19 protein-coding genes are annotated in these 25,919 nt (G+C 51.3%); 18 read left to right on the top strand and 1 reads right to left on the bottom strand.

The genetic code is table 11. The annotated features are described in order from the left end of the window. Positions 1-4: 4 nt before the first annotated feature. The 16 genes from ABID13_RS08780 to ABID13_RS08705 all read left to right on the top strand — a co-directional run bounded on the left by ABID13_RS08780 (position 5) and on the right by ABID13_RS08705 (position 22,424). Positions 5-490: an S-ribosylhomocysteine lyase gene (locus ABID13_RS08780; RefSeq protein ID WP_007862026.1), complete on the top strand. Its 486-nt coding sequence runs from the start codon at positions 5-7 to the stop codon at positions 488-490. A 67-nt stretch (positions 491-557) separates the two neighbouring features. Further along, positions 558-1,313 (top strand): exodeoxyribonuclease III, encoded by a 756-nt coding sequence (locus tag ABID13_RS08775; protein ID WP_048929110.1) that lies wholly within the window; start codon positions 558-560, stop codon positions 1,311-1,313. 30 nt (positions 1,314-1,343) lie between these two features. After that, the gene (locus ABID13_RS08770) at positions 1,344-3,194 is read left to right on the top strand and encodes an ABC-F family ATP-binding cassette domain-containing protein (protein WP_048929109.1); all 1,851 of its coding nucleotides are present in this window, start codon (positions 1,344-1,346) and stop codon (positions 3,192-3,194) included. Between the two features lie 79 nt (positions 3,195-3,273). Beyond that, positions 3,274-4,425 (top strand): galactonate dehydratase, encoded by a 1,152-nt coding sequence (gene dgoD / locus ABID13_RS08765; protein WP_007862018.1) that lies wholly within the window; start codon positions 3,274-3,276, stop codon positions 4,423-4,425. Positions 4,426-4,738: 313 nt separating this feature from the next. Next, complete coding sequence (locus ABID13_RS08760; RefSeq protein WP_082173778.1) at positions 4,739-6,826, top strand: alpha-amylase; 2,088 nt, start codon at positions 4,739-4,741, stop codon at positions 6,824-6,826. A gap of 148 nt (positions 6,827-6,974) precedes the next feature. Then, complete coding sequence (locus ABID13_RS08755) at positions 6,975-7,937, top strand: M20/M25/M40 family metallo-hydrolase (RefSeq protein ID WP_048929262.1); 963 nt, start codon at positions 6,975-6,977, stop codon at positions 7,935-7,937. A gap of 198 nt (positions 7,938-8,135) precedes the next feature. Then, positions 8,136-10,844, top strand: a complete 2,709-nt coding sequence (locus tag ABID13_RS08750; RefSeq protein WP_048929108.1) for a cation-translocating P-type ATPase — start codon at positions 8,136-8,138, stop codon at positions 10,842-10,844. Positions 10,845-11,106: 262 nt separating this feature from the next. Beyond that, complete coding sequence (locus ABID13_RS08745) at positions 11,107-12,003, top strand: fumarylacetoacetate hydrolase family protein (RefSeq protein WP_045091423.1); 897 nt, start codon at positions 11,107-11,109, stop codon at positions 12,001-12,003. A 37-nt stretch (positions 12,004-12,040) separates the two neighbouring features. Then, entirely contained in the window at positions 12,041-12,505 is a 465-nt protein-coding gene (locus tag ABID13_RS08740; protein WP_007862008.1) for a methylglyoxal synthase, read from the top strand. 55 nt (positions 12,506-12,560) lie between these two features. Continuing rightward, a complete protein-coding gene (gene glgB / locus ABID13_RS08735) occupies positions 12,561-15,437 on the top strand; it encodes a 1,4-alpha-glucan branching protein GlgB (RefSeq protein WP_048929107.1) in 2,877 nt (958 codons plus the stop codon). Positions 15,438-15,537: 100 nt separating this feature from the next. Further along, positions 15,538-17,076, top strand: coding sequence for a sensor histidine kinase (locus ABID13_RS08730; protein ID WP_048929106.1), 1,539 nt, complete (start codon positions 15,538-15,540; stop codon positions 17,074-17,076). A 90-nt stretch (positions 17,077-17,166) separates the two neighbouring features. Further along, positions 17,167-17,958 carry a response regulator transcription factor gene (locus ABID13_RS08725; RefSeq protein ID WP_048929261.1) on the top strand — a complete coding sequence of 264 codons (792 nt, stop codon included), beginning with the start codon at positions 17,167-17,169 and terminating at the stop codon, positions 17,956-17,958. Between the two features lie 191 nt (positions 17,959-18,149). Continuing rightward, a complete protein-coding gene (locus ABID13_RS08720) occupies positions 18,150-19,259 on the top strand; it encodes a TRAP transporter substrate-binding protein (RefSeq protein WP_007861998.1) in 1,110 nt (369 codons plus the stop codon). 73 nt (positions 19,260-19,332) lie between these two features. After that, on the top strand, positions 19,333-19,857 hold the full coding sequence (locus tag ABID13_RS08715) for a TRAP transporter small permease (RefSeq protein ID WP_048929105.1): 525 nt from the start codon (positions 19,333-19,335) through the stop codon (positions 19,855-19,857). After that, positions 19,857-21,161 (top strand): TRAP transporter large permease, encoded by a 1,305-nt coding sequence (locus ABID13_RS08710; protein ID WP_045093050.1) that lies wholly within the window; start codon positions 19,857-19,859, stop codon positions 21,159-21,161. The genes ABID13_RS08715 and ABID13_RS08710 overlap by 1 nt, the downstream gene beginning before the upstream one ends. 246 nt (positions 21,162-21,407) lie before the next feature. Continuing rightward, positions 21,408-22,424 (top strand): TRAP transporter substrate-binding protein, encoded by a 1,017-nt coding sequence (locus tag ABID13_RS08705; RefSeq protein WP_007861993.1) that lies wholly within the window; start codon positions 21,408-21,410, stop codon positions 22,422-22,424. A 127-nt stretch (positions 22,425-22,551) separates the two neighbouring features. Here ABID13_RS08705 and ABID13_RS08700 read toward each other — a convergent pair whose 3' ends face one another. Beyond that, positions 22,552-23,721: a hypothetical protein gene (locus tag ABID13_RS08700; protein WP_045093048.1), complete on the bottom strand. Its 1,170-nt coding sequence runs from the start codon at positions 23,719-23,721 to the stop codon at positions 22,552-22,554. A 209-nt stretch (positions 23,722-23,930) separates the two neighbouring features. On the opposite strand from ABID13_RS08700, the gene ABID13_RS08695 reads away from it, so the two are divergent. After that, positions 23,931-24,509, top strand: coding sequence for an HD domain-containing protein (locus tag ABID13_RS08695; RefSeq protein WP_007861986.1), 579 nt, complete (start codon positions 23,931-23,933; stop codon positions 24,507-24,509). Positions 24,510-24,520: 11 nt separating this feature from the next. Further along, a complete protein-coding gene (locus ABID13_RS08690; RefSeq protein ID WP_048929104.1) occupies positions 24,521-25,861 on the top strand; it encodes a polysaccharide deacetylase family protein in 1,341 nt (446 codons plus the stop codon). The last annotated feature ends 58 nt before the right edge of the window (positions 25,862-25,919 follow it).

The following is a 25,919-nucleotide window of genomic DNA, read 5'->3' as shown; positions in this document are numbered from 1 at the left end:
TATCATGGACAAAATAACTAGCTTTACCATTGACCACAATAAACTGCAGCCCGGCATCTACGTATCCCGCAAGGATAAGGCGGGGGATGCCACGATCACCACCTTTGACCTTCGCATGACCTCCCCCAATGAGGAGCCGGTGATCCAGACAGCTGAGCTTCACACCATCGAGCACCTGGGGGCAACCTATCTTCGTATCCACAGCGGACAGGGGGAAAATGTCCTGTATTTTGGCCCCATGGGATGCAGGACCGGGTTCTACCTGCTGATGGCAGGTGATCTTGAATCAAGGGATATCCTTCCTATGATAACAAACACCTTTGAATATATCCGTGATTTTGAGGGCGAGGTGCCCGGAGCGTCCCCCAGGGACTGCGGCAACTACCTGGACATGAACCTGGGCATGGCCAAATATGTGGCAGATAAATATCTGGATGTCCTGTACCACATTGATGAATTTCCGGAGTCCAGACTTATATATCCGGAATAAGCGGACAGAGGATGATGACCCGGAACAAGGAAATGGAATGACTGCATGACAAGAAGGAGGTTATATAATGGCGAAATTGATTTCGTGGAATGTAAATGGGCTCAGAGCCTGCGTGGGAAAGGGTTTCCTGGATTTCTTCCAGGCTGTGGATGCGGATGTGTTCTGCATCCAGGAGAGCAAGCTGCAGGAGGGACAGATCGAACTGGATCTTCCCGGATATCACCAATACTGGAATTATGCGCGGAAAAAGGGATATTCCGGCACTGCCGTATTTACCAGGGAGGAGCCCATTTCCGTGGCATATGGGATCGGTATGGAGGAACACGATACCGAGGGGCGTGTCATAACGGCTGAGTTCCCGGAATACTACGTGGTTACCTGCTATACCCCCAACTCCCAGGACGGCCTTGCAAGATTGGACTACAGGATGAAATGGGAGGACGATTTCCTGTCCTATCTCAAAGGGCTGGAGAAGAACAAGCCGGTTATTTTCTGCGGGGACCTGAACGTGGCCCACAAGGAGATCGACCTTAAGAATCCTAAGACCAACCGGAAGAACGCGGGCTTTACCGATGAGGAGAGGGGAAAATTTACAGACCTTTTATCTGCCGGATTCATAGATACCTTCCGCTATTTCTACCCGGATATGGAGGGCATTTATTCCTGGTGGTCCTACCGTTTCAGTGCAAGAACTAAAAATGCAGGGTGGCGCATTGACTATTTCTGCGTATCGGAATCCTTAAAGGACAGGCTGGTAAGCGCCTCCATCCACACGGATATCATGGGTTCCGACCATTGTCCCGTGGAACTGGTGGTCAATTAAAGCACAGCTTAAGGAAAAGGAACAATTCATATGAATCTGGTTACAATAGAACATTTATCAAAATCATATACGGAACGGCTGCTGTTTGACGACACGGCATTTTCCATCAACGAAGGGGAAAAGGTGGGCCTTATTGGGATCAACGGCACAGGAAAGTCCACCCTTCTCAAGATTGTGGCAGGGCTGGAAGAGCCGGACGAAGGAACGGTGGTAAGAGGGAGGAACCTGTATATACGCTACCTGCCCCAGATACCGGAATTCACGGAAGGCGACACGGTCATAGAGAGCATCCTGCGGGACAATGCAGGGGAATCCCATTACAGCTCCAGGGAAGAAATGCAGGCAACGGCCAAGAGCATGCTCAATGAGCTGGGAATCCGGGACCATGACGCCAAGGTGGAGACCTTGTCGGGGGGACAGAGAAAGCGTGTGGCCCTTGCCGGCGTGCTGATGAGCCGGGCGGAGCTTTTGATCCTGGACGAGCCCACCAACCATCTGGACAGCGCTATGGCAGACTGGCTGGAGGAGTATCTGAAGAACTTCCGCGGCGCTCTTCTTATGATCACCCATGACAGATACTTTCTGGACAGCGTGGTAAACCGGATCGTGGAGCTGGACAAAGGAAAACTGTACAGCTACCAGGGAGGATACGAGTCCTTTCTGGGGCTGAAGGCAGACCGGCTGGAGATGGCGGAGGCCACGGAGCGCAAGCGCCAGACCATCCTGCGCAGGGAGATCGCGTGGATCCAGAGAGGGGCCAGGGCGCGGTCCGCCAAACAGAAGGCCCATATACAGCGCTATGAGGACCTGCGGGACAAAAAGGGGCCGGAGTATGACAGGAATGTGGAGCTGGAGTCCATTGCCAGCCGCCTGGGCCGGACAACAGTTGAGGTGAGGGATCTTAGCAAGGCGTATGGGGACAAGGTGCTGATGAAGGATTTCACCTACATTTTCCTGAAAAGCGACCGTGTGGGGATCGTAGGACCCAATGGAAGCGGGAAGTCCACTCTGATGAAGATCATAGCCGGATGGGTAGAGCCTGATTCCGGTACGGTGGAAATTGGACAGACCGTGAAGATGGGGTATTTCTCACAGGAAAATGAGGCCATGGATGAAAGCCTGAAGGTGATCGACTATATTAAAAATGTGGCAGAGTATGTAAAGACAAAGGACGGCAGCATCAGCGCCAGCCAGATGCTGGAGCGTTTTTTATTTCCTTCCAGCATACAGTATACGACCATCAGCCGCCTGTCCGGCGGTGAGAGGCGCCGCCTTTACCTGCTGCGCATCCTGATGGAAGCCCCCAATGTGATCCTTCTGGATGAGCCGACCAATGACCTGGATATCCAGACACTGACCATACTGGAGGACTATTTGGATACATTTGCAGGCATTGTGATCACCGTATCCCATGACAGGTATTTCCTGGACCGTGTGGTAAACCGGATCTTTGCATTTGAGGGACAGGGGATTGTCACCCAATATGAGGGCGGTTTTACGGATTACCAGAAGGCCAGTCTGCAGCGGGGGGCAAATGCCCGGGACGCAGGGGACGGGAATGTGACCGGACAGGACCAGGAGGACACTGAGGCGTCCCAGGCAGTGAACCGGAACAACTGGAAAGACAGCCAGTCGGCCCCCAAGAAACTGAAGATGTCCTTTAAAGAGCAGCGGGACTGGGAAACCATAGAGGAGGAGATCGCCGGTCTGGAGGCAGGGTTGGAGGAACTGGAAAAGGAGATACTGGGAGCTGCCAGCAATTATACCCGTCTCAATGAACTGATGGCGAAAAAGGCTTCCACGGAAGCCCGGCTGGAGGAGAAGATGGACAGGTGGATGTATCTCAATGAACTGATGGAAAAGATCGAAGCGCAGAAATAGGAGTCTCCCGGGATTCCGGACGCAAAAATGAGAGCGGGGGGATCCGAGAGTACACAATAAGGTAAAGGGGGAATTTACTGTGAAAATCACTAGCATGAATCTATATCAGGTGCCGCCCAGGTGGCTGTTTCTGGAGATTGAGACAGACGAGGGGATAACCGGTTGGGGCGAACCTGTGATCGAGGGAAGGGCCTCCATTGTCAAAACAGCAGTGGAGGATTTCAGCGGATACCTGATAGGAAAAGATCCTTTAAGGATCGAGGACCATTGGCAGGTCATGTACAGGGGCGGGTTTTATAGGGGCGGCCCGGAGGTGATGAGCGCCATTGCCGGCATTGACCAGGCATTATGGGACATTAAGGGGAAATATTATAATGCCCCCATCTATGAACTGCTGGGAGGAAGATGCAGGGACAGGCTGAGGGTGTACAGCTGGATCGGCGGAGACAGGCCTGAGGATGTGCGGCAGGGAGCCCTGAAACTCTATGAGACAGGATGCACGGCAGTAAAGATGAATGGCACAGAGGAAATGCACTATGTGGACAGCTATGAGAAGATCCAGGAGGTGGTGAACCGGGTGGCCTCCATCAGGGAAGCCCTGGGATATAAGATGGACATTGGAGTGGATTTCCACGGACGTGTACATAAGACCATGGCAAAAGTTCTGGCCAAAGAGCTGGAACCCTTTAAATTGATGTTTATAGAGGAGCCAGTGCTTTCCCAGAACAATGAGGCCCTGCGGGAGATTGCCGGACATACATCCACACCCATTGCCACCGGTGAGCGGATGTTCAGCAGGTGGGAGTTTAAGAACCTGCTCATGGATGGTTATGTGGACATTATTCAGCCGGATCTGTCCCATGCGGGGGGAATCAGTGAGGTGAAGAAGATTGCCGCCATGGCGGAGGCCTTTGACGTTGCGGTGGCGCCCCACTGTCCGCTGGGGCCAATTGCCCTGGCTGCCTGCGTCCAGCTGGACGCCTGCACTCCCAATGTGTTTATTCAGGAGCAGAGTCTGGGAATCCACTATAATAAAGAAGGGGCGGACCTGCTGGATTATCTTGTGGACCCGAATGTATTCAGATTCCATGACGGATTCATTGATATTCCGGGCGGCCCCGGTCTTGGAATCCAGCTGAATAAAGAAAAGATAGTGGAAGCAGCCAGGATCGGGCATAACTGGAAGAACCCTGTATGGCGCAATTATGACGGGACCATGGCCGAGTGGTGATTCTAAAGCCGCCATCCGATGTGAAAATGGGTGGAGAACCGGACGTATAAGCAAGCTTAACGCCCGCCTTTGCACCCATTTTCCCGCCTTTCTGAACTGTTACCCTCAGTGGACAAGGGGGATATACGCCCTTGTCCGCTGAGGGTACCTTTATTCTATGCAGTATAGAAGAACGATATAAGATGAAACCCGCTGTTTTGTTGACAAAGGGACAAAGTGAATATATACTTTTGTTATCGTGCATCATTATTTTTAGCGGATAATACCCTCAGCGGACAAGTGCACAGACAGTTAAGGAAAGGCGGTAGCTGATATGAAGGAGAGCTTTCAGATAGACAGGTCGGATGGGAAAATATACGCAATGGGTGTGACTGCTGTTGCCGGAGGCATGCATTTTTCCTTTGCATCCAAAGGCGCTCACTGTGCCCTTCTTCTGTTCAAAAAAGGTGCTGACACGCCTTTGGCAAGGATCGGGTTTCAGGATTCCATGAGGACGGGGGATGTGTGGAGCGTTACTGTTCTGGGGGATTTTGACGGACTGGAATATGTCTATGAGGTGGATGGTCTGGAGGTCCCGGATCCCTATGGAACGCGGTTTACCGGCAAGGAACATTGGGGAAGTATGGAGCGCCTGGGAAAACCGGTGCGCACCCCGGTGGAGGGAACGGATGGGACCTATGACTGGGAGGAAGACCGGCTTCCGCAGATCCCTTATGAGGAATGCATTATCTACCGCATCCATCCAAGGGGATTTACAAAACATCCGTCCTCAGGAGTGGAGCAGGCAAAGAGGGGAACCTTTGCAGGTATTGTGGACAAGATCCCATATCTTAAGGAGCTGGGAGTCACCACCCTGGAGATCATGCCTCCTGTGGAATTTGAGGAGATCATCATGCCTGAGCGTGGGGACAGCCCCTTTGGGCCGGAAAAGCCGGACGGCAGGCTGAATTACTGGGGGTACGGCCGCGGTTATTCCTTTGCACCCAAAAGCTCCTACTGCAGCGGCGCCGTGAAGCAGCCCATAAAGGAATTTAAGGATATGGTTAAGGCTCTGCACAAAGCAGGGCTGGAGCTGGTGATGGAACTGTTTTTTGACGGCAGGGAGGCGCCGTCCCATGTGCTGGATGCGGTTCGCTACTGGGTCCAGGAATACCATGTGGACGGCGTCCATCTGGTGGGATCCGCTCCTTTAAAACTGCTGGGAGAAGATCCGTATCTGAGCAGGCTTAAGCTGTTTGCAGCAGGCTGGGATGGGGTGGAGCCGGGGGATGGAAAGCATTTGGCCCAGTATAATGACGGGTTTATGATGGACATGCGGGGATTCCTGAAAGGGGATGAGGGCCATATGAACCATCTGGCCTACCACACCCGCAACAATCCGGAAAAGGTGGGGGTCATCAATTACATGGCCAATACCAATGGATTCACCATGATGGACATGGTGTCCTACGACAGGAAACACAATGAGGCCAATGGGGAGGACAACCGGGACGGGACAGACTATAACCTGTCCTGGAACTGCGGCGAGGAAGGCCCTAGCAGGAAAAAGCGGATCGTGCAGATGCGGAGAAAGCAGCTGCGCAATGCCATGGTTCTTTTGTTCCTGAGCCAGGGCACGCCCCTTCTTATGGCAGGGGATGAGTTCGGACGGACTAAAAAGGGGAATAACAATTCCTACTGTCAGGACAATGAGATCTCCTGGGTTAACTGGAAGCTGCAGGATACCAACCGCGGCCTGTACCAGTTTGCCAGGTCCCTGATTGCTTTCAGAAAAGAGCATCCCATCTTCCACATGCCGAAGGAACCCGCTCTGCTGGACTATAATTCCGTGGGCCTGCCGGACGTGTCTTATCACGGCTTAAAGACATGGTGCCCCATGTTTGATAATTACTGCAGGCAGCTTGGAATCCTGTACTGCGGAAAGTATGGGAAAAAGGATGGGGCAGAGGACAATTATTTTTATGTGGCGTACAACATGTACTGGGAGCCATGTGAATTTGCCCTGCCAAATCTTCCTAAGGAACTTAAATGGTATGTGGCGCTGAATACGGATTCGGAACAGGGGATCTACCCCGAGGGCAGCGAGGCATTGCCGGACAGCCAGAAGCGCATGATGGTCATGGCCAGAAGCATCGTGGTGCTCATTGGCCGGGAGGGCGGCGACAGCCCGGACGGAACAAAGGAAATGCCGGATGCCGGGGCGGGAACAAAGCCCGGCGCAGAGCCCGGCGCAAAGCCAGGAGCAAAGTCAGGCGCAAAGCCAGGCGCAAAGCCCAAAGCAGAGCCAGGAACAAAGACAGGCGCAGGCCAGGGGACAGCTGCTGGAAAGGGCAGGAAAAGGTCAGGAAATACGAAGGGAGCAGATCACCATGTTAAATCAGGAAATACTCAGTTACATTGAAGCCCACAGCCAGGAGGCATATGAACTTCTGCTGACCCTGGCCAGGATCCCGGCGCCCTCCAACCATGAGGAGAAGCGGGCTGAATTTTGCAGGGACTGGCTGGCTGCCCAGGGCGCCCGGGGCGTGTATGTGGATGAGGCCCTCAATGTGGTATATCCCGTGGAGGCAGAGGGACCGGTAGAGGTCTATATGGCCCACACAGACGTGGTGTTTCCCGATACCCGGGAGCTTCCCCTAACGGTGGAAAACGGACGGATCTGCTGCCCCGGCGTGGGTGATGATACAGCCTGCCTGGTATGTCTTCTCATGGCTGCCAAGTATATTGCGGCCCATGTGGGAAAGCCTGATTGGGATGCGCTGCGCGGACAGGGAAAACCGGGACTGGTGCTGGTTTGCAATGCAGGCGAGGAGGGCCTTGGGAATCTGAAGGGCGTAAGAAAGATCTGTGAAACCTATGGAACAAGGATGGAATCCTTTTGTACCTTTGACAGTTCCCTGGATAAGATCGTAAACCAGGCTGTGGGCTCCAAGCGCTTTAAGGTGACGGTGTCCACCCGGGGAGGACATTCCTTCAGCGATTTTGGACAGGACAATGCCATTGCAAAGCTGGCGGGAATTGTGGTAAGGCTGTATGAGATCCAAGTTCCCGAGGGTCCGAGGACCACCTATAACGTGGGGCTCATATCCGGCGGCACTTCGGTAAATACCATTGCGCAGCAGGCGGAAGTGCTGTACGAGGTACGCTCCGAATCCAGGGAGAGCCTGGAGCTTATGGAAGGAAGGTTTACGTCCATCATTGAACAGGCAAGAGCGGAGGGACTGGATGTGTCCGTTGAGGTGATCGGCGTCAGGCCCTGCGGCGGTGATGTGGATCCGGATAAGGAGAAGGCATTGACAGACAGGGCCATGGAGGTGGTGCGCCAGGCCACGGGCAGTATGCCCAGGCGCGGTTCCGGCTCCACGGACTGCAACATTCCCCTTTCCCTGGGCATTCCCAGCGTATGCGTGGGATGCTATCGCGGGGAGGGCGCCCACACAAGGAGCGAGTATGTGGAGATCGATTCCCTGAAGCAGGGCTACCAGGTGGCCTTTGGTATGATCCTTGGGTGAGATGGGGAAGGCATTTTCTCCCTTTAACAGTGCCCTGCGCCCGTGAGATCCGCACAGTTGTGTACCAGTCATAATGATAATTTCCCCTACATAGATTTAGAGTGGGTACTCTTATGGAGTGCTCCCGGGAACCTGCAGGTTTCCGGGGGCATTTTTGTATCCTTATGTAATGCAGTACCAGGAAGAGGGGAGAGACAGATGGCAGATTGGTTTGAACTGTCAGAGACAGATGTGTTAGACGGCCTTGGCACGGGAAGGCAGGGGATCGGTGAGGACGAGGCTGAAAAAAGGCTTGGGACATATGGGGAAAATGTACTGCAGGAGAACGGAAAGCTTCAGTGGTGGCAGGTGTTCCTCTCCCAGTTTAAGGACCTGCTGGTCATTATCCTGATCGCAGCGGCAGCGGTTTCCATGCTGACCGGTGATCCCGAAAGCGCCATGGTCATATTTGCGGTTCTTCTTCTCAATGCGGTGCTGGGGACGGTCCAGCACCAGAAGGCGGAGAAGTCCTTGGACAGCTTAAAGCAGCTTTCTTCACCGGAAGCCAGGGTCATAAGGGAGGGCTTATTATGCATCATCCCATCATCCATGGTGGTTCCCGGGGACATCCTTATGCTGGAGACCGGTGATCTGGTGGCGGCGGACGGGCGCCTTCTGGAGGTCCATGGATTTACGGTCAATGAGAGTTCCCTGACCGGGGAGTCGCTGAGTGTGGAAAAGCATACCAGGGGAATTAAGAGCCAGGGCGGCGCAGTGGCTCTTGCGGACAGGACCAATATGGTCTTTTCCGGCTCCTTGGTGACTTCCGGAAGGGCCATGGCCGTGGTTACCGCCACGGGAATGGGCACGGAGATCGGAAAGATCGCCTCTCTGATGAATGACACCAAAGAGCAGAAGACGCCTCTCCAGGTGAGCCTGGACCGGTTTTCCGGCCGCCTTGCCATTGCTATCATAGCCATCTGCGGCCTGGTATTCCTTCTCAGCCTGTACCGCAGGGAGCCGGTGCTGGATGCCCTTATGTTTGCAGTGGCTCTGGCAGTGGCAGCGATTCCCGAGGCATTAAGCTCCATTGTGACCATTGTCCAGGCAATGGGGACCCAGAAGATGGCAAAGGAGCAGGCCATCATCAAGGATCTGAAGGCGGTGGAAAGCCTGGGATGCGTCTCTGTTATCTGCTCCGATAAAACAGGAACCCTGACCCAGAACAGGATGGATGTGGAGAAGGTTTATGTAAACCATACGGAGCAGGAGGTCAGATGGCTTGAAAAGAACAAGGCCAGGACCGATGTGAAAATGCTCCTGTACGGAGCCATGCTTAACAACAATGCATCCACTGGCAGCAGCCAGGACGAGGGGGATCCCATGGAGATAGCGCTGCTGCATATGGCCAGGGAAGCGGGTATGATACCGGAGCAGATACGGATGATGAGTCCCAGAAGAAGGGAAATCCCGTTTGACTCAGCCAGAAAGCTTATGACCACGGTCAATGAAGTTGAGGGTACGGATCTGATCTTTGTAAAAGGGGCGGTGGATGTGCTTTTAAAAAAGTGTACCAGGCTGGCCAATCCGGCGTCATCTTTCCCGGGCGGAGAGGGGGGCGCGGGAACGGGATCAAGTAACCCGGGAGGCGGCACCCCGGGCGGACCAATGGAAGCGCCAAACCCGGTTCCTTCCCGTATCCTGTCCTCCTCGGACCGTCAGAAGATTATGAACCAGAACGGGTCCTGGTCCTCTAAGGGCCTGCGGGTCCTGGCCCTGGCCTGCCGTCCCTACCAGTCGGCCAAAAAGAATGGGGAAGAGGAGGAGCTTATCTTTCTTGGCCTTGTGGCCATGATGGATCCTCCCAGACCGGAATCCAGGTCGGCAGTGGCCAGCGCCCGCCAGGCAGGGATCCGCCCGGTGATGATCACAGGGGACCACAAGGTGACAGCCATGGCCATAGCGGAACGGATCGGCATCCTGAACCCCGGTGACATGGCGGCCACGGGGGCGGAACTGGATCAGATGGGGGATGAGGATCTAAACCGCAGGCTGGAACATATTTCCGTGTATGCCAGGGTATCCCCTGAACATAAGATACGTATTGTAAATGCCTGGCAGGGGCGCGGACATATCGTGGCCATGACCGGTGATGGGGTAAATGATGCCCCGGCCTTAAAAAAGGCGGATATCGGCGTGGCCATGGGGATTACGGGAACAGAGGTATCCAAGGACGCGGCTTCCATGATCCTGGCGGACGATAACTTTGCGACCATCATCAAGGCGGTAGCCAATGGAAGAAATGTATACCGCAATATAAAAAATGCCATCCAGTTTCTGCTGTCCGGCAATATGGCAGGTATCCTGTGTGTGCTCTACACCTCGCTTTTGGCCCTGCCGCTGCCGTTTGCGCCGGTGCATTTGCTGTTCATCAACCTGATCACGGATTCCCTTCCGGCAATCGCCATCGGCATGGAGCCGCCGGAGGAAGGGCTGTTAAAGGAACCTCCCAGGAATCCCAAGGAAGGCATACTTACCATGTCCTTTATCCGGGATATCCTGGTCCAGGGCGGCCTTATAGCAGCGGCCACCATGTGGGCGTACACCACAGGACTCCATGAGGGGGGGCCGGGAAGAGCCTGCACCATGGCTTTTTCCACCCTTACACTGGCCCGTCTGTTCCATGGATTTAACTGCAGGAGTGCCCATTCCATTATCCGGCTGGGGCTGGGAAGCAACCTGTACAGTGTGATGGCGTTCCAGCTGGGGGTTGTCCTGCTTGCAGCGGTCCTTTTTGTGCCGGGCCTGCAGATCATGTTCGCGGCAGCGGATCTGAGTCTGAGCCAGCTTTCCACCATTGTGGCGGCCGCGTTCCTGCCAACTTTGGTGATCCAGATCCATAAAATCTTAAAGGAATCCATCAGTTAATTAAGTTCCGATTCCTGAAATAATAGCAAAATCGTAGAAAAGTTGGTAAAAATGTGGTAGAGTAATCCTAGAGCGTGTTTGAAAATCCATTCCCGCAATGTGTGACGCACAGCTGTCAGAAAGAAATTTTCAGGCACGCTCTCGAAACAACTCCAGCAGGGCTGTCAGTCTTCTGGGCGGACATGGTACATGGTGGTTTGCACGGCTTTAACGGTCCGCCAAAGGCGCCGCAGCATTATGATGGGAGAATCAGGAGGGCATAATGAGACTTGTAACATACGAAATTGAACACAAATCCGGACTTGGTGTGATCAGCAGAGACGGCAGATGGATCTATCCCCTGGCATCGCTGGATATGGATTATAAGACCATGCAGGACCTGATCGAAAATATCAGTGATTCGGAGAAACAGCTGCTGGAGTATGCGTCCGGACAGGATCCCTATAAGATAAGGGGAGCCGCGCCCATAGATGAAGTACGGCTTCAGGCGCCGATCCCTTACCCCAGACAGGATGTGATCTGCCTGGGCATTAACTACATGGCCCATGCGGAGGAATCAGCCCGCTATAAAAAAGAAGAATTTGGAGGGGAAAGACCCTATGCCATCTATTTTTCAAAGAGGGTGAATAAGGCAACGGCTCCCGGCGAGGGGATCCCCAGCCACAAGAATATTGTGAATGACCTGGATTATGAGGCGGAGCTGGCAGTCATTATTGGAAAGAGAGCTGCCAATGTACCTGCCGAGGAGGTAAGGGATCATATATTTGGTTACACGATCATCAATGATGTCAGCGCCAGAACCCTTCAGACACAGCACAAGCAGTGGTATTTCGGCAAGAGCCTGGACGGATTTCTGCCCATGGGACCCTGCATCTCCACTGTGGACGAGCTGGCTTATCCCCCCCATGTACAGGTACAGTCCAGGGTAAACGGTGAACTGCGCCAGGACAGCAACACGGAACTTTTAATATTTGATATTGACCACATTGTCAGTGAGCTGTCACAGGGCATGACACTGCAGCCCGGGACCATCATTGCCACAGGCACGCCGGCCGGAGTGGGCATGGGCTTTAACCCGCCCAAGTTCTTAAAACCGGGGGATGTGGTGGAGTGCACCATTGAGGGCATCGGAACCATTGCCAATCAGGTAGTGGATTAAAGTATGTCTGAAGCGCGACAAAAAGGAGAACATGACTATGGATTATTTACCAATGACAATACGCAAACAAAAGAATATAGCCCTGATCGCCCACGACCAGAAAAAGAAGGAGCTGATCAGCTGGTGTAATGAGCACAAGGATATCCTGTCAAAGCATTTCCTGTGCGGAACAGGTACCACGGCCCGTATGATCACGGACAATACCGATCTCCCTGTAAAGGGATACAACAGTGGTCCTCTGGGCGGCGACCAGCAGATAGGAGCAAAGATCGTGGAGGGGAAAATTGACTTTGTAATCTTTTTTTCCGATCCTTTGACAGCACAGCCCCACGATCCTGATGTGAAGGCATTGCTGCGGATCGCCCAGGTTTATGATATTCCCATTGCCAATAATAAAGCAAGCGCGGATTTTATGATCACCTCTCCTCTTATGGATGAAGAATATGAGCATGATGTGGTGAATTTTAAGCAGAATATAACTGAGAGGGCAAACACGCTGTAGTATTGCCTGAAGCCGTGGCCAAACGGCAGATTAAGCAGATAAGGGGGCACATATTATGGAACAGAACTTATACGATTTGATGGATTGGGCGGGAATAGAGGAACTGGTGTATTCAGAATCCTCCAATCCCCACGGTATGCTGGGGCCCCATTTGACGGAATCCGGGCTGTTGATTCAGGCATTGATCCCAACAGCGGCGGAGATAACCGTAAAGATTTCATCCACCGGAAAGAAATATTCCATGGAAATGGCTGATGATGCCGGATTTTTTGCAGTGCTGGTGCCCAGAAAGAGCCTGGTGCCCTATACGCTGCTTGTGACGTATGACAATGGTACAAAGGAAGAACTCCAGGATCCATACGCATTTGGGGCCCAGTATACACAGGAAGACTTAAAGAAATTTGAAGCAGGCAACCATTATTCCATCTACGATAAGATGGGGGCGCATCCCATGACCATTAACGGTGTGTCAGGCGTGTATTTTTCCGTATGGGCGCCCTGTGCCATGCGCGTCAGTGTGGTAGGCGATTTCAACTTCTGGGATGGAAGGCGCCATCAGATGCGCCGAGTGGGCGAAGGAGAGGGCAGTGTATTTGAGCTGTTCATACCCGGTCTGGAGACGGGAGCAATCTACAAATATGAGATCAAGACAAAGGCCGGCCTGCCCATGCTGAAAGCGGATCCCTATGGAAATTACAGTGAGCTGCGCCCCAACAATGCATCTGTTGTATGGGACATCAACCAGTATCAGTGGAATGACAGGGAGTGGATGGACAAGCGGGCTAAAACAGATACAAAGGACAAGCCCCTGAATATTTACGAGGTCCATCTTGGTTCCTGGATCAGGAAGGATACTGCAAAGGATGAGTCAGGGGAAAATGTTGTGGGCTCCGAGTTCTATAATTACAGGGAGATCGCAGTTCGCCTGGCGGAATATGTAAAGGAAATGGGTTACACCCATGTGGAGCTGATGCCGGTGATGGAGCATCCCCTGGATGAGTCCTGGGGATATCAGGTGACCGGATACTATTGTCCGACCAGCCGCTATGGGACACCGGATGACTTTATGTATTTTATGGATTATATGCATGGACAGGGTATTGGAGTCATATTAGACTGGGTACCGGCCCATTTTCCGCGTGATGCTTATGGAATGGCTGCATTTGACGGCACATGCGTGTATGAGCATATGGATCCGCGCAAAGGTGCACATCCACACTGGGGGACCCTGATCTACAATTATGGCCGCCCCGGCGTGTCCAATTTCCTCATAGCCAATGCACTGTTCTGGACGGAAAAATACCATGTTGATGGAATCCGCATGGATGCAGTGGCTTCCATGCTGTATCTGGACTATGGAAAGAATGACGGGGAATGGGTGCCCAATCTATATGGGGGCAATGAGAACCTGGAGGCTATGGAATTCCTGAGACACTTGAATACAGTATACAGAGAGAGGGGAAATGGCGCGGTCATTATAGCCGAGGAGTCCACGGCATGGCCTAAGATAACAGGCAATCCAAAGGACGGCGGACTTGGATTTGATTATAAATGGAACATGGGCTGGATGAACGATTTTACCAACTATATGCACTGCGATCCGTTTTTCAGGAAGAACAATTATGGGGAGCTGACATTTTCCATGCTGTATGCGTACAGCGAGGACTTTGTCCTGGTATTCTCCCATGACGAGGTGGTGCACGGAAAAGGTTCCATGATTGGCAAAATGCCAGGAGATACCCTGGAAAAACAAGCGGAAAACCTGCGTGTTGCCTATGCATTTATGATGGGACATCCAGGCAAGAAGCTGCTGTTTATGGGACAGGAGTACGCCCAGCTGAGAGAGTGGAACGAGGGCGCTTCCCTGGATTGGGATCTGCTTGAGGTTCCTGTGCACAAGAACATGCGGGATTATGTGAAGGCTTTGAACCGGCTGTATCTGGAGCATCCCGCCCTGTATGAGACTGATTATGACCCGGATGGCTTTGAGTGGATCAACTGCAGCTATCAGGAAGAGAGCATGGTCATGTTTACCCGCAGAAGCAAGGATTCAGGGGAAACCCTGCTGCTGGTGTGCAACTTTGACAATGTGGACCATGAAAAATTCCGCGTAGGCGTACCCTTTGAAGGCAAATATAAAGAAATCTTCAACAGTGATGCAAAGGAGTTCGGCGGCACAGGCAAGGTCAACGGCCGTGTCAAGACTTCCAAGAAGGTGGAGTGGGACGAGAAGGAAAATTCCATCGAAATCCACATTGCTCCCATGAGCGTCAGCATCTATACCTGTACACCGGAACCAAAGGCAAAGAAAGCGGACACTGGGAAGACGGATACCGGGAAAATGAGTGCCGGGAAAGCAAGTGCCGGGAAAACAAGCGCTGGTAAGACAAGTACCGGGAAAACATCTGGAAAAAAGGTGGAGGCAGTAAAGGGGGAGCAGGCTGTCCAAACGGTTGTCCCGGAAAATGCGAAACCGGCTTCCAAGGAAACTGTTCCGGTAAAAGAGAAGCCGGGGGACCTTCCTGAGAAGAAGGAGGAAGTGAAAAGACTGACCACCTCCAAGACGGAGCCAAAGCAGATATCCACTAAAAAGACCGAGGCCAAGCAGATATCCACTAAAAAAGCGGAGCCAAAGCAGATATCCACTAAAAAGACGGAGACCAAGCAGATATCCACTAAAAAGACGGAGCCAAAGCAGATATCCACTAAAAAAGCGGAGCCAAAGCAAATATCCACTAAAAAGACCGAGGCCAAGCAGATATCCACTAAAAAGACGGAGCCAAAGCAGATATCCACTAAAAAGACCGAGGCCAAGCAGATATCCACCAAAAAGACGGAGCCAAAGCAGATATCCACAGCTAAGGCAGAACCGCATAAATTGGAAACCTCCAGGAAGGAACCTCATAAGCTGGAGGATAAGAAAACAGAATAAATACCAGGTAATACCATTGGGAGCGCGGGCCGCAGGCTTTGCGCTCTCTTATGATTTATGGTATACTGTGACAGAAAGCAGTATACTATGGGGGGCGGAAATGTTTGGGTATGTAAGAAATTTATGGTTAACAATCTCCCTGAAGAAAAAGTTGGGAGCATTTTCTATTATTGTCATACTTGTTATGGGGCTGTCCATATCCTTTAACATACTTGTCATGAATTTTTCCCTGAATAGTTTTAATGTCATATTAAACGACAACTCCCTTTGCTATGAAGTACAGGAAGCGCTGGAGCATGAAGCGGCTGTTTTCCAGGAATATGTGAGGGACCGTTCCTGGGAAAAGGCCAGGGAATACAGGCTGGCCTGTTTCAGGACAGAGGAGAGCATCAGGAATCTGCCCTTTGATCACACTTCCATCAGCTCAGAACGGTATGCACGTACCTGGAACTTAAAGAATGGCTATGAGGGATACTGTGAATTCAGGGATCATGTGGCGTCCATGAATCCCGAGGATGCAAATTATGTGAACCTGTTATATCAGGTATATGATATGCAGGGTTATCTTCAGACCTATGCCAGAAGGCTGATGCAGGCTACCCTAAAGGAGGGTAAAAGCAGCTACCAGCAAAAGGCTCCTGTGCTCTATTACATTCCATATATGATCATGGCATATTCGATCCTTATGATCATCACTGTAATCTGCCTGACCAAGCTATTGGCCAATACCCTGATCAACCCTATGGTCAGACTGGCCCACTGTTCCCGTAAAATTGCCAGAAATGACTTTAGCGGCAAGGATGTGACGGTTGAGAATAAGGATGAGATGGGGGAACTGGTCAGGGCTTTTAACAAGATGAAACATGCAACAGAAAGGTATATTAACACCCTGATGGAGAAAAATCAGATGGCGGAGCGTCTTCATAAAGAGGAGATGGACCGTATCGAGATGGAAAAACGCCTGGATGCCGCCCGCCTGGAGCTGCTAAAGAGTCAGATTAATCCGCATTTCCTGTTTAATACCCTGAACATGATCGCGTGCATGGCTAAGCTGGAGGAAGCGGATACCACGGAGCGCATGATATCCAGTATGAGCAACCTGTTCCGGTACAACCTTAAGACCTCTGAGCAGATCGTGCCTTTGGGACAGGAACTGAAGGTGGTTCAGGATTATATGTACATTCAGCAGATGCGCTTTGGAACCAGGATCGTGTATGAAAGCAGGCTGGATGTGGATGAAGAGGAGACCATGATACCGGCGTTTACCCTTCAGCCCATTGTGGAAAATGCAATTATCCACGGACTGTCCAAAAAGGAGCAGGGGGGAAGGATCTGTCTGAAGGTATGGAGAAAGGATGAAAATGTCATTATATCCGTGGCCGACACCGGGGTGGGGATCAATGAGCAGAGGCTGGAGGAACTGAGGTCCGCTTTAACAGAGCGTGGAACGGCCAGGATCGGAATTGGGCTTGGAAATATATACCACAGGATCCAGGCAATGTACCACGGCGGGGATTTCAGGATATACAGCAAGGAAGGAAAGGGGACTGTGGTGCAGGTGGTGATACCACAGACAGAACACACGGACAGCGGGCTGAAGACAGAATATATGGAGAGTGGTCCGCAGACAGCGGAATAGCAGAAAGCATAATAATGGGAAATGGGTATGGGAAATAAGTGGTGGGAAATAGGATAACGGCAAACAGGATAACAGGAAATGGGGGAACATATGCTGCGTTTATTGATAGCTGATGATGAGATGATAGAGCGGAAAGTGCTACATAAGACCCTTCAGAAAAATGTTGGGGACCGGTGCATTATTTTCCAGGCTGAGAACGGCCGGGAGGCACTTAAGATATATGAGGAAGAAAAAATCCAGATAGCAATCCTGGATATTGAGATGCCGGGGGTCAATGGAATCGAGACTGCCCAGCAGATCCGTGAAACGGACAAGGAGTGCTGTATCATATTCCTCACTGCCTATGATGAGTTTAATTATGCAAAAAAGGCCATCACGGTCCGGGCGCTGGACTATTTGCTAAAGCCCTATGATGAACAGGAGCTCATGCTTGTGGTGGAGGAAGCGATCCGCCTTGCATCCGAGTACCAGGCTAACAGGATACTCAAGGAAGAACTGACTGAGCCCCCTATGCCGGCCGGAGAGGAAGCCGAGGATGGGGGGCAGATCCGCCTATCTAAGGTGACGGAGATCATCAGCCTTTATATTGAGGAAAACTATAGGTTGGATATCTCCATGCAGGATTTGGCCAGGCATATGAATTATTCTGAGGCGTACTTCTGCAAGCTGTTTAAACAGTGCTTTCATAAAAATTTTACAGCCTATCTGACGGAATACAGGGTGGAGAAGGCGAAAGGGCTGTTGGCCCAGCCCACTGTTAATGTAAAAGATATTGGGAAAGCAGTGGGATATGGGGATTCCAATTATTTTGCAAAAGTGTTCAAACGCATAACAGGACAGAGCCCTACGGAATATAGATTGTGCATTTTCCAAAAGATATAAAGGTAATATGGTAAAGTTTTGTACAACATATACATAAATAAAATGTTAAGATTGGTTAAAATCGTACTATGATTCACAAAAATTTACTATGTTCAGAATAAGATTTTCCTCTTATAATTTAATTAGCGTTAAGAAAACGTAAAACTTTTCTGAAAAAGCATAAAGAATGTATTAAGAGGAGGAAATGTTACATGAAAAAAAGATGGATTAGCGCAACAATGTGTGCAGTAATGGTAGCTGGTTCCCTGGCAGGCTGCGGTCTGAAGACCCCGGATGCACCAACCACAACTGCAGCTGCTGCAACTGAGGCAGCCACAACCGCGGCTGAGAACAAAGATGCAGATGCAACAACTGAGGCAGCAGCTGATACAAGCGATATGCCTGAGATCACCCTGGTAATGGCAGAGGTTAACCCCCTGGATACCATTGTAGGCCAGACAGACAGCAAATTTAAAGAGACCGTTGAGGAATTGTCCGGCGGTAAGATTAAGATCGATCTGCAGGCCAGCGGTGTTCTTGGTTCTGAGAATGATGTTCTGGATACCATGCTGGGCGGCGGCGGAACCATTGATATTTCACGTATCTCCGCATTTGCCCTTACAAGCTATGGTGCTGAGAAATCCGTACTTCTGTCCATACCTTATACATTTGCTAACCGTGACCATTTCTGGAATTTTGCAGACAGTGATCTGGCTCCTGAATTCCTCATGGAACCCCACGACAATGGACTGGGCGTAAGAGGTCTGTTCTACGGCGAGGAAGGTTTCCGTCACTTCTTCACAGTTAAGGAAGTAAATGGCTTAGAGGATCTGAAGGGAATGAAGTTACGTGTGTCCAACGACCCGATCATGAACGGTATGGTTAACGGACTTGGTGCAAGCCCAACGGTTGTATCCTTTAACGAACTGTACTCCGCGCTTCAGACCGGTGTTGTTGACGGTGCTGAGCAGCCAATTGCTAACTATAAGTCCAATGCATTCCAGGAGGTTGCTCCAAACCTGATCCTTGACGGACATACACTTGGCGCCATCCAGGTGATCATCACGGATGAGGCATGGGATAAGCTGACAGAGGCGCAGCAGAATATCCTGATGGAAGCAGGTAAGGTTGCATCTGAGTTTAACAGAACCATTTCTGAGGAAGCTGAGAATAAAGTGCTTGATGAGTTAAAGGCTGATGGAATCAATGTAGTTGAAGTTCCTGATATCAAACCATGGCAGGATGCTTGTAAGGATATTATCGAGTCTTCCACAAAGGATCAGGCTGAGCTGTATCAGCAGCTTCTTGACATGAACAAATAATTAAACGGCAACCATGACAGGCACAGGGAAAGTGAGACCACTCTGTGCCTGTGTTATTGAAAGGGGAATCAATATGCCATCAATATTTCAAAAGATTGACAGAATCAAACCTGCATATGACATGACATACCAAGCCGTGATGTTTCTCTGCAAGGTGCTTCTGGTAGTGGATATCCTTATCACAAGTATGGCGGTTGCAGGAAGATACATACCGTTTATTCCTGACCCGGCATGGAGCGAGGAAGTGGTCCTTACCTGTATGTCCTATATGGCGGTGCTTTCTGCCGCCCTTGCGATCAGAAGAGGGGCACACATCCGCATGACAGCATTTGACCAGTATCTGCCTGAAAAGGTTGTGAAAAGCCTGGATATCATTGCCGATCTGGCAGTGCTTGCACTTGCGCTCATCATGATCACCGTGGGCTGGAAGTATGCTACGGGAATCGGTTCCAAGGGTACTTACGTAAGTATGCCCAAGCTCTCACGCTTCTGGATGTATTTCCCGGTACCTTTAGCCGGTGTGGCAATGCTGGTTTTTGAGATAGAGGCTTTATATAATCATGTAAAGGGATTTTTTGTAAAGGAGGGAATGGAGTAATGGATGCAAACAGTATGGCAATTCTGATTTTGCTAGGAAGTTTCTTCCTGATGGTATTTCTGCGTTTCCCCATCGCCTACGCGGTTGCGCTGTCTTCTGTGTTCTGCCTTCTGTATCAGGGGCATAACCTGACAACTATCTGCCAGCAGATGGTAAAAGGCATCAGCTCCTTCAGCCTTATGGCAGTTCCCTTCTTTATTACCATGGGCTGCCTTATGGGATCCGGAGGAATTTCCGAAAAGCTGATCGCTTTGGCTAATGCATGTGTTGGCTGGATGCGCGGCGGCATGGCAATGGTCAATATTGTTGCCTCCTATTTCTTCGGAGGTATTTCCGGGTCTGCAGCGGCGGATACGGCTTCCCTGGGTTCCATCCTTATTCCTATGATGGTAGATCAGGGATATGATGATGACTTTTCAACCGCTGTTACGATCACATCCTCATGCGAGGGTCTTCTGGTTCCCCCAAGCCACAACATGGTTATCTACGCAACCACGGCTGGAGGCATTTCCGTGGGAAGCCTTTTCCTTGCAGGATATATTCCGGGAGCACTTCTGGCTGTTTCACTGATGATCGGCTCCTATATCATCTCTGTTAAGCGCAATTATCCCAAGGGGGAGAAGTTCAGCATTATCAATCTTATCAAACAGCTGAGCGTGTCCTTCTGGGCTCTGGCCGCTGTGCTGATCGTTGTGTTCGGCGTTGTGGGCGGTGTGTTTACAGCAACGGAGTCTGCCGCGGTCGCTGTTATCTACAGCCTGATCGTCAGCGTATTTGTTTACAGGGGACTTGACTGGAAGGGTGTATGGAGAGTCCTTGGGGACTGCGTGGATACCTTGTCCATCGTTATGATCCTGATCGCAACCTCCAGTATCTTCGGATTTTGTCTGACACAGCTGCATGTGCCGGTTCTGGCTGCCAGTGCGATCACAGGAGTTACCAACAACCCGATCATTCTGGCCCTGCTGCTGAACCTGATCCTGTTGGTCCTGGGATGCATCATGGATATGGCGCCCATTATTCTGATCGCAACGCCTATCCTGCTTCCTATCGCAACCTCCATTGGCCTGGATCCTATCCAGTTCGGTATTATGGTGGTGCTTAACTGCGGTATCGGCCTTCTGACACCTCCTGTAGGAGCAGTACTTTTTATCGGTTCCGCTGTGGCCAAGGTGCCCATGGAGCGTGTGGTTAAGGCTACTCTTCCATTTTACCTGTGCATGATCATCACTCTGCTTTTGATCACCTTTGTACCGGCTGTCAGCATGTGGCTGCCTAATGTTCTGGGCGGTTTGGCTAAGTAAGGGTACATAGCGAGAGTATCAATAAGACTATGAAATATCTCCAGCCATTTGAATTTGGCTGGAAATATTTTTATACACGAACAGTATCTGTATCTTCACGCTCCATCAATTGACAGGTATAATTATATGGACAAATATGATATGATAGGAAACGGACTGAGTGATATTTGTACAAAAGGTTATATTTATAATAAGGGCATTATCTATAATAGATGTCAGGCAGGGTAAGGCAAGGAGGGTGAGTGTTTGAAAGGTAACGTGTTGTTTGGTGTGCTGTGTGTATTGGCAGCTGCGGTGACTGCCTGCAGCAGCGGGAAGGGCAAGGCCCAGTCCCAGGCGCCGGAGTTTGTCCTGACTTATGCTGAGAATCAGGCAGAGGACTATCCTACCACTCAGGGGGCGTATAAGTTCGCGGAACTGGTCAGGGAAAGGACCGGGGGAAGGATCGAGATCCAGGTCAATGCAGAGGCTGTGCTGGGAGATGAAAAGACAGTAATCGAGCAGCTGCAGTTTGGCGGCGTTGATTTCGCGCGTGTCTCCCTTTCGCCATTGGCAGAGTTTGTGCCCAAGCTCAATGTTCTCCAGATGCCGTATCTGTACACGGGGAGGGAACACATGTGGAGGGTATTGGAGGGACCTATCGGCGATGATTTTATGAATTCCTTTGACGGTTCCAATCTGGTGGCGCTGTCCTGGTATGATGCCGGTGCCAGAAGTTTCTATAATACCGGCCGTCCCATTGAAACACTGGAGGATATGAGAGGGCTTAATATCCGTGTCCAGGAATCGGAGTTGATGATGGATACCATAGAAGCCCTTGGGGCGACACCGGTACCTACTGCATTCGGGGATGTGTACTCCGGACTTCAGACCGGTAAAATCGATGGGGCTGAGAACAACTGGCCTTCCTATGAATCCACCAGGCATTATGAGGTGGCCAGGTATTTTACCCTGGATGAACATACCAGAGTGCCTGAACTCCAGCTGGCGGCTCAGCCCACATGGGATAAGCTTTCACCGGAATATCAGGATATCATCAGGGAGTGCGCCCAGGAATCAGCTCAATATGAGCGCCAGCTGTGGGCAGCGCGGGAAAAGGTTTCGGAGAGCATTGTACGAAAAGCAGGCTGTATCGTGACCGAACTTTCACCTGAGGAAAAGGCCAGGTTCCAGGAGGCAGCAGCCCCCATGTATGAAAAATACTGCTCTGAGTACGTGGATATTATCGATGCCATCATGGAAGCCGGGGATGACGGGGAATAGTAGGGCGGAGAACATAGATAAAGGAAATGGAACGGAGATCATATGTAATATCACAATATAATATAAAAAGGCCATGGCTCCCTTCGGGAGAAGTCCATGGCCTTCTTGCATTTATAAGGTTTTTATATCAGGTAATGGGCACAATGGTGACATCATTGGAGTCACCACCGGGCACTGCCTGGGAAGCCTGTGTGGGAGCCTGTGTCGGGGAACTGCTCTCACCGGGACCCGGTACCACCGGGGTGGTAGGAGCGGTGGTGGGAGATGTGGCAGGAGCGGTAGTGGACTCGGCAGGCTTTGACGCCTCAGTCGCTTTTGTGGCATTGGCAGCGCTTGTGGCCTTGGTTGCCTGTGTGGCTTTCTCAGTTGCTTTTGTCGCCTTGGTGGTCTCCTTGGCTTTCTCAGTTGCCTTTGTTGCTTTGGTGGTCTCTTTTGCTTTTTCAGTTGCCTTTGTCGCTTTGGTAGTTTCTTTGGCTTTGGTGGTCTCCTTGGTGCTGGAGCTGTTCGTATTGGAATCGGAAGAGCTTCCGTTGCCATTGGTGCCGTTGGTGCCGTCCGATGGGAACTTGGAATCGCGGCTGCTTGTGTCAATGCCCTCGGTGCGGTTTGTAAAAGAAGCTTTAAATGTGTTGCCGGCAAAATCCTCTATGTACACAGTCAGGGAGGAGGTGTCCATGGCAAAGGTTATCTCGCCCGTGTCCTTATTAATGCTCACGGGCTTGATGGTTTCTTCCTTTTCATCCACTGCGTAGGCGGCGTCATAGTTGACGCCAGACTGGCTGTCGCTGGCAATCACGGTCAACTGCCCGTCCTCCATCACATAATCATCTTCGTCAATGGAAGGCGGCGCGTCATCCAGGGTGGCAATGTGCTCATAAGCGCGTTTTGTCATCCCGTTCCACCCGGTCACCTGTATCTCCAGGGTTCCGTTATCCTCCAGTGTGGTTTTATATACGCCCTTTTCCTTAACCAGCTCCACAGGTTTTGTCTCAAGGGTCACGGTCATCTCCTTCAAGGGAAGCAGGGAGCGGATCTTGATGCTTAGATCCACTGTCTTGTAATCCTGGGTATCCGATATGGTGTAGTCGATCTTGGGCGTTGAGACTGCAAGAAACAGGATGATCAGGTTTATGGCGATAAAAGGAAGTATGAAGCAGACCAGGGTAAAAAGGGTCTTGTTGTCCTTCCAGGAACGTTTATTATAAGTGTTGCGCTTGCTGCCGCGGCCCCGCTGTCCACCGTAGGAGCCGGATGGGCGCTCGCTTCGGGGCGCTGAATATGATGAATGACGAGTCATAAAAATCCTCCTTGTTGTATAGGCACCTGAAAAATACTTTTATAGCATAGCAGAAAATGTCTTTTCTTACAAGGTGAAGTTGGAAAATGCCAAAGATTACACAACACTCTTCAAAATACGGTTTAATTATGGTATGATAGGTACATGTCCTGCGGGTGTGGGACATGTACAGCAAAATAAATTATGCCGTCACAAAAGGAGCAGAACCCATGATAGGAGAAGCAGCTGCATTTGCCGAAAAGGCACACAGGGGTGTATTCAGGAAGGGAACGGACATTCCTTATATTACCCACCCATTGGAAACAGCAGTGATTGTATCCGCATTTACGGATGATGAGGAGATGATTGCAGCCGCGTTGCTGCATGATGTTATGGAGGATGCAGGGGTTACCAAAGGAGAACTGGAGGAAGCCTTTGGAGCCAGAGTAGCCTGCCTGGTGATGGATGAAAGCGAAGATAAGAGAAAAACCTGGCAGGAGCGCAAGGGGTATACGGTCCGGCACCTGAGCACTGCGTCCAGGGATATTAAGATCTTGGCATTGGGGGACAAGCTCAGCAATATGCGAAGCACGGCCAGGGATTATCTGGTGGTGGGGGATGCCATATGGCAGAGATTTAATGAGAAGGATAAAAAGAAACATGCGTGGTACTACTGGGGAATTGCCCGCGCATTAAAAGAACTGGAGGAGCATGTGTATTATCAGGAGTATATCATGCTTTGCAGAAATGTATTTGGCCCGGACATGTGCCTGTCCGGGGAAGAATTTCCCCATAATTATAACAGCTAAGGAGATTGTGAATGAGAAAAGTTGGAATAAAACATAAAATTCTGGCCGCTGCCCTGGCGGCTGGAATTGTTTTTAGCATGCAGGGTTTTACCGCTGCGGCCGGTACTATGGGCATGGGCTCATCCGCCCAGTCTGAACAGTCAGGCCCCGGGGTAGTCAGCCAGGAACAGACCGGCCAGCCGGAAGGCCAGGAACAGACCGTCCAAGAGCAGACCGTCCAGGAGCAGACCGTCCAGGAGCAGACCGCCCAGCCGGAAGGACAGGCGGGAACCGGCCAGGATCCGCTGCAGGTCAACTACAGCGCCTTTATGGTCCAGCAGGGCTGGAGTACGGTTACTGCTGACAACCACCAGTGCGTGGCTCCGGGAGGAACATGGGTTTCCGCCATGAAGGCGAACCTGATCAATATACCTGCAGGTGCCCAGGTCGGAATCCGGTATCAGGTGAACCTGAGCGGTTCCGGATGGCTGAACTGGTCCGAGGATGGCGCAGAGTCCGGCGGTTCCGGTGGCGTAATGCCTTTGGAGTCCATCCGCATGGAACTGACAGGCAGTTTGGCGGCTGATTATGATCTGTATTATATGGTGTACCAGAATGGTTCCTGGACAGACTGGGCTGCGAACGGGGCTGCGGCAGGTGTGGAAGGCGCAGGACTGCGTGTGGACGGTATCCGCGCATCCATCACCTCAAAGGGAGCAGGCCTTCCTGCGGATATTGTGGTTCCCCAGTCGTCCATAGATCCTTCAAAGCCAATGATTGCCCTAACCTTTGATGACGGCCCAAGAACAGCAGTTACCAGCAGGATCCTGGACAGCCTGGAGGCCAATGGCGCAAGAGCCACCTTCTTTATGCTTGGCTCCAATGTGAATGCCAATGCCGGTGTGATCAAGCGCATGGTGGAACAGGGCTGTGAGGTGGCCAACCATACCCATGACCACAAGTATATTTCCAAGCTGAGCGCGGACGGGATCGTAAGCCAGGTGGGCTCTACCAACCAGAAGATCCAGGCAGTATGCGGCGTTTCACCGGTTCTGATGCGTCCTCCGGGCGGTTATATTGATGCCCACTCCCTGTCTGTACTGGGAAGCATGGGAATGCCGGCCATTATGTGGTCTATTGACACCAGGGACTGGCAGCACAGGAATGCGCAGAGAACCATTGATACGGTGTTAAGCCAGGTGAAGGATGGGGATGTGATACTGATGCACGATATTTATGCCACCACGGCAGACGCCGCAGTTGTTCTCATACCTGAGCTTACTGCCAGGGGATACCAGCTTGTGACAGTAAGTGAGCTGGCATCCTACAGGGGCGGGGCAGCTCCGGGACATAAGTACAGCCAATTCAGATAATAGAAGAAGACAAAAGGATGCCGCCGGCACAAGGGTGATTTGTATCACCTGTAATGTG

Source organism: Enterocloster citroniae, assembly GCF_040545455.1.
In the GTDB taxonomy this organism is placed as follows: Bacteria; Bacillota; Clostridia; order Lachnospirales; family Lachnospiraceae; genus Enterocloster; species Enterocloster citroniae.
The sequence above is the reverse complement of the archived record's forward strand: the minus strand, read 5'-3'. Positions and strand labels throughout refer to the sequence as shown.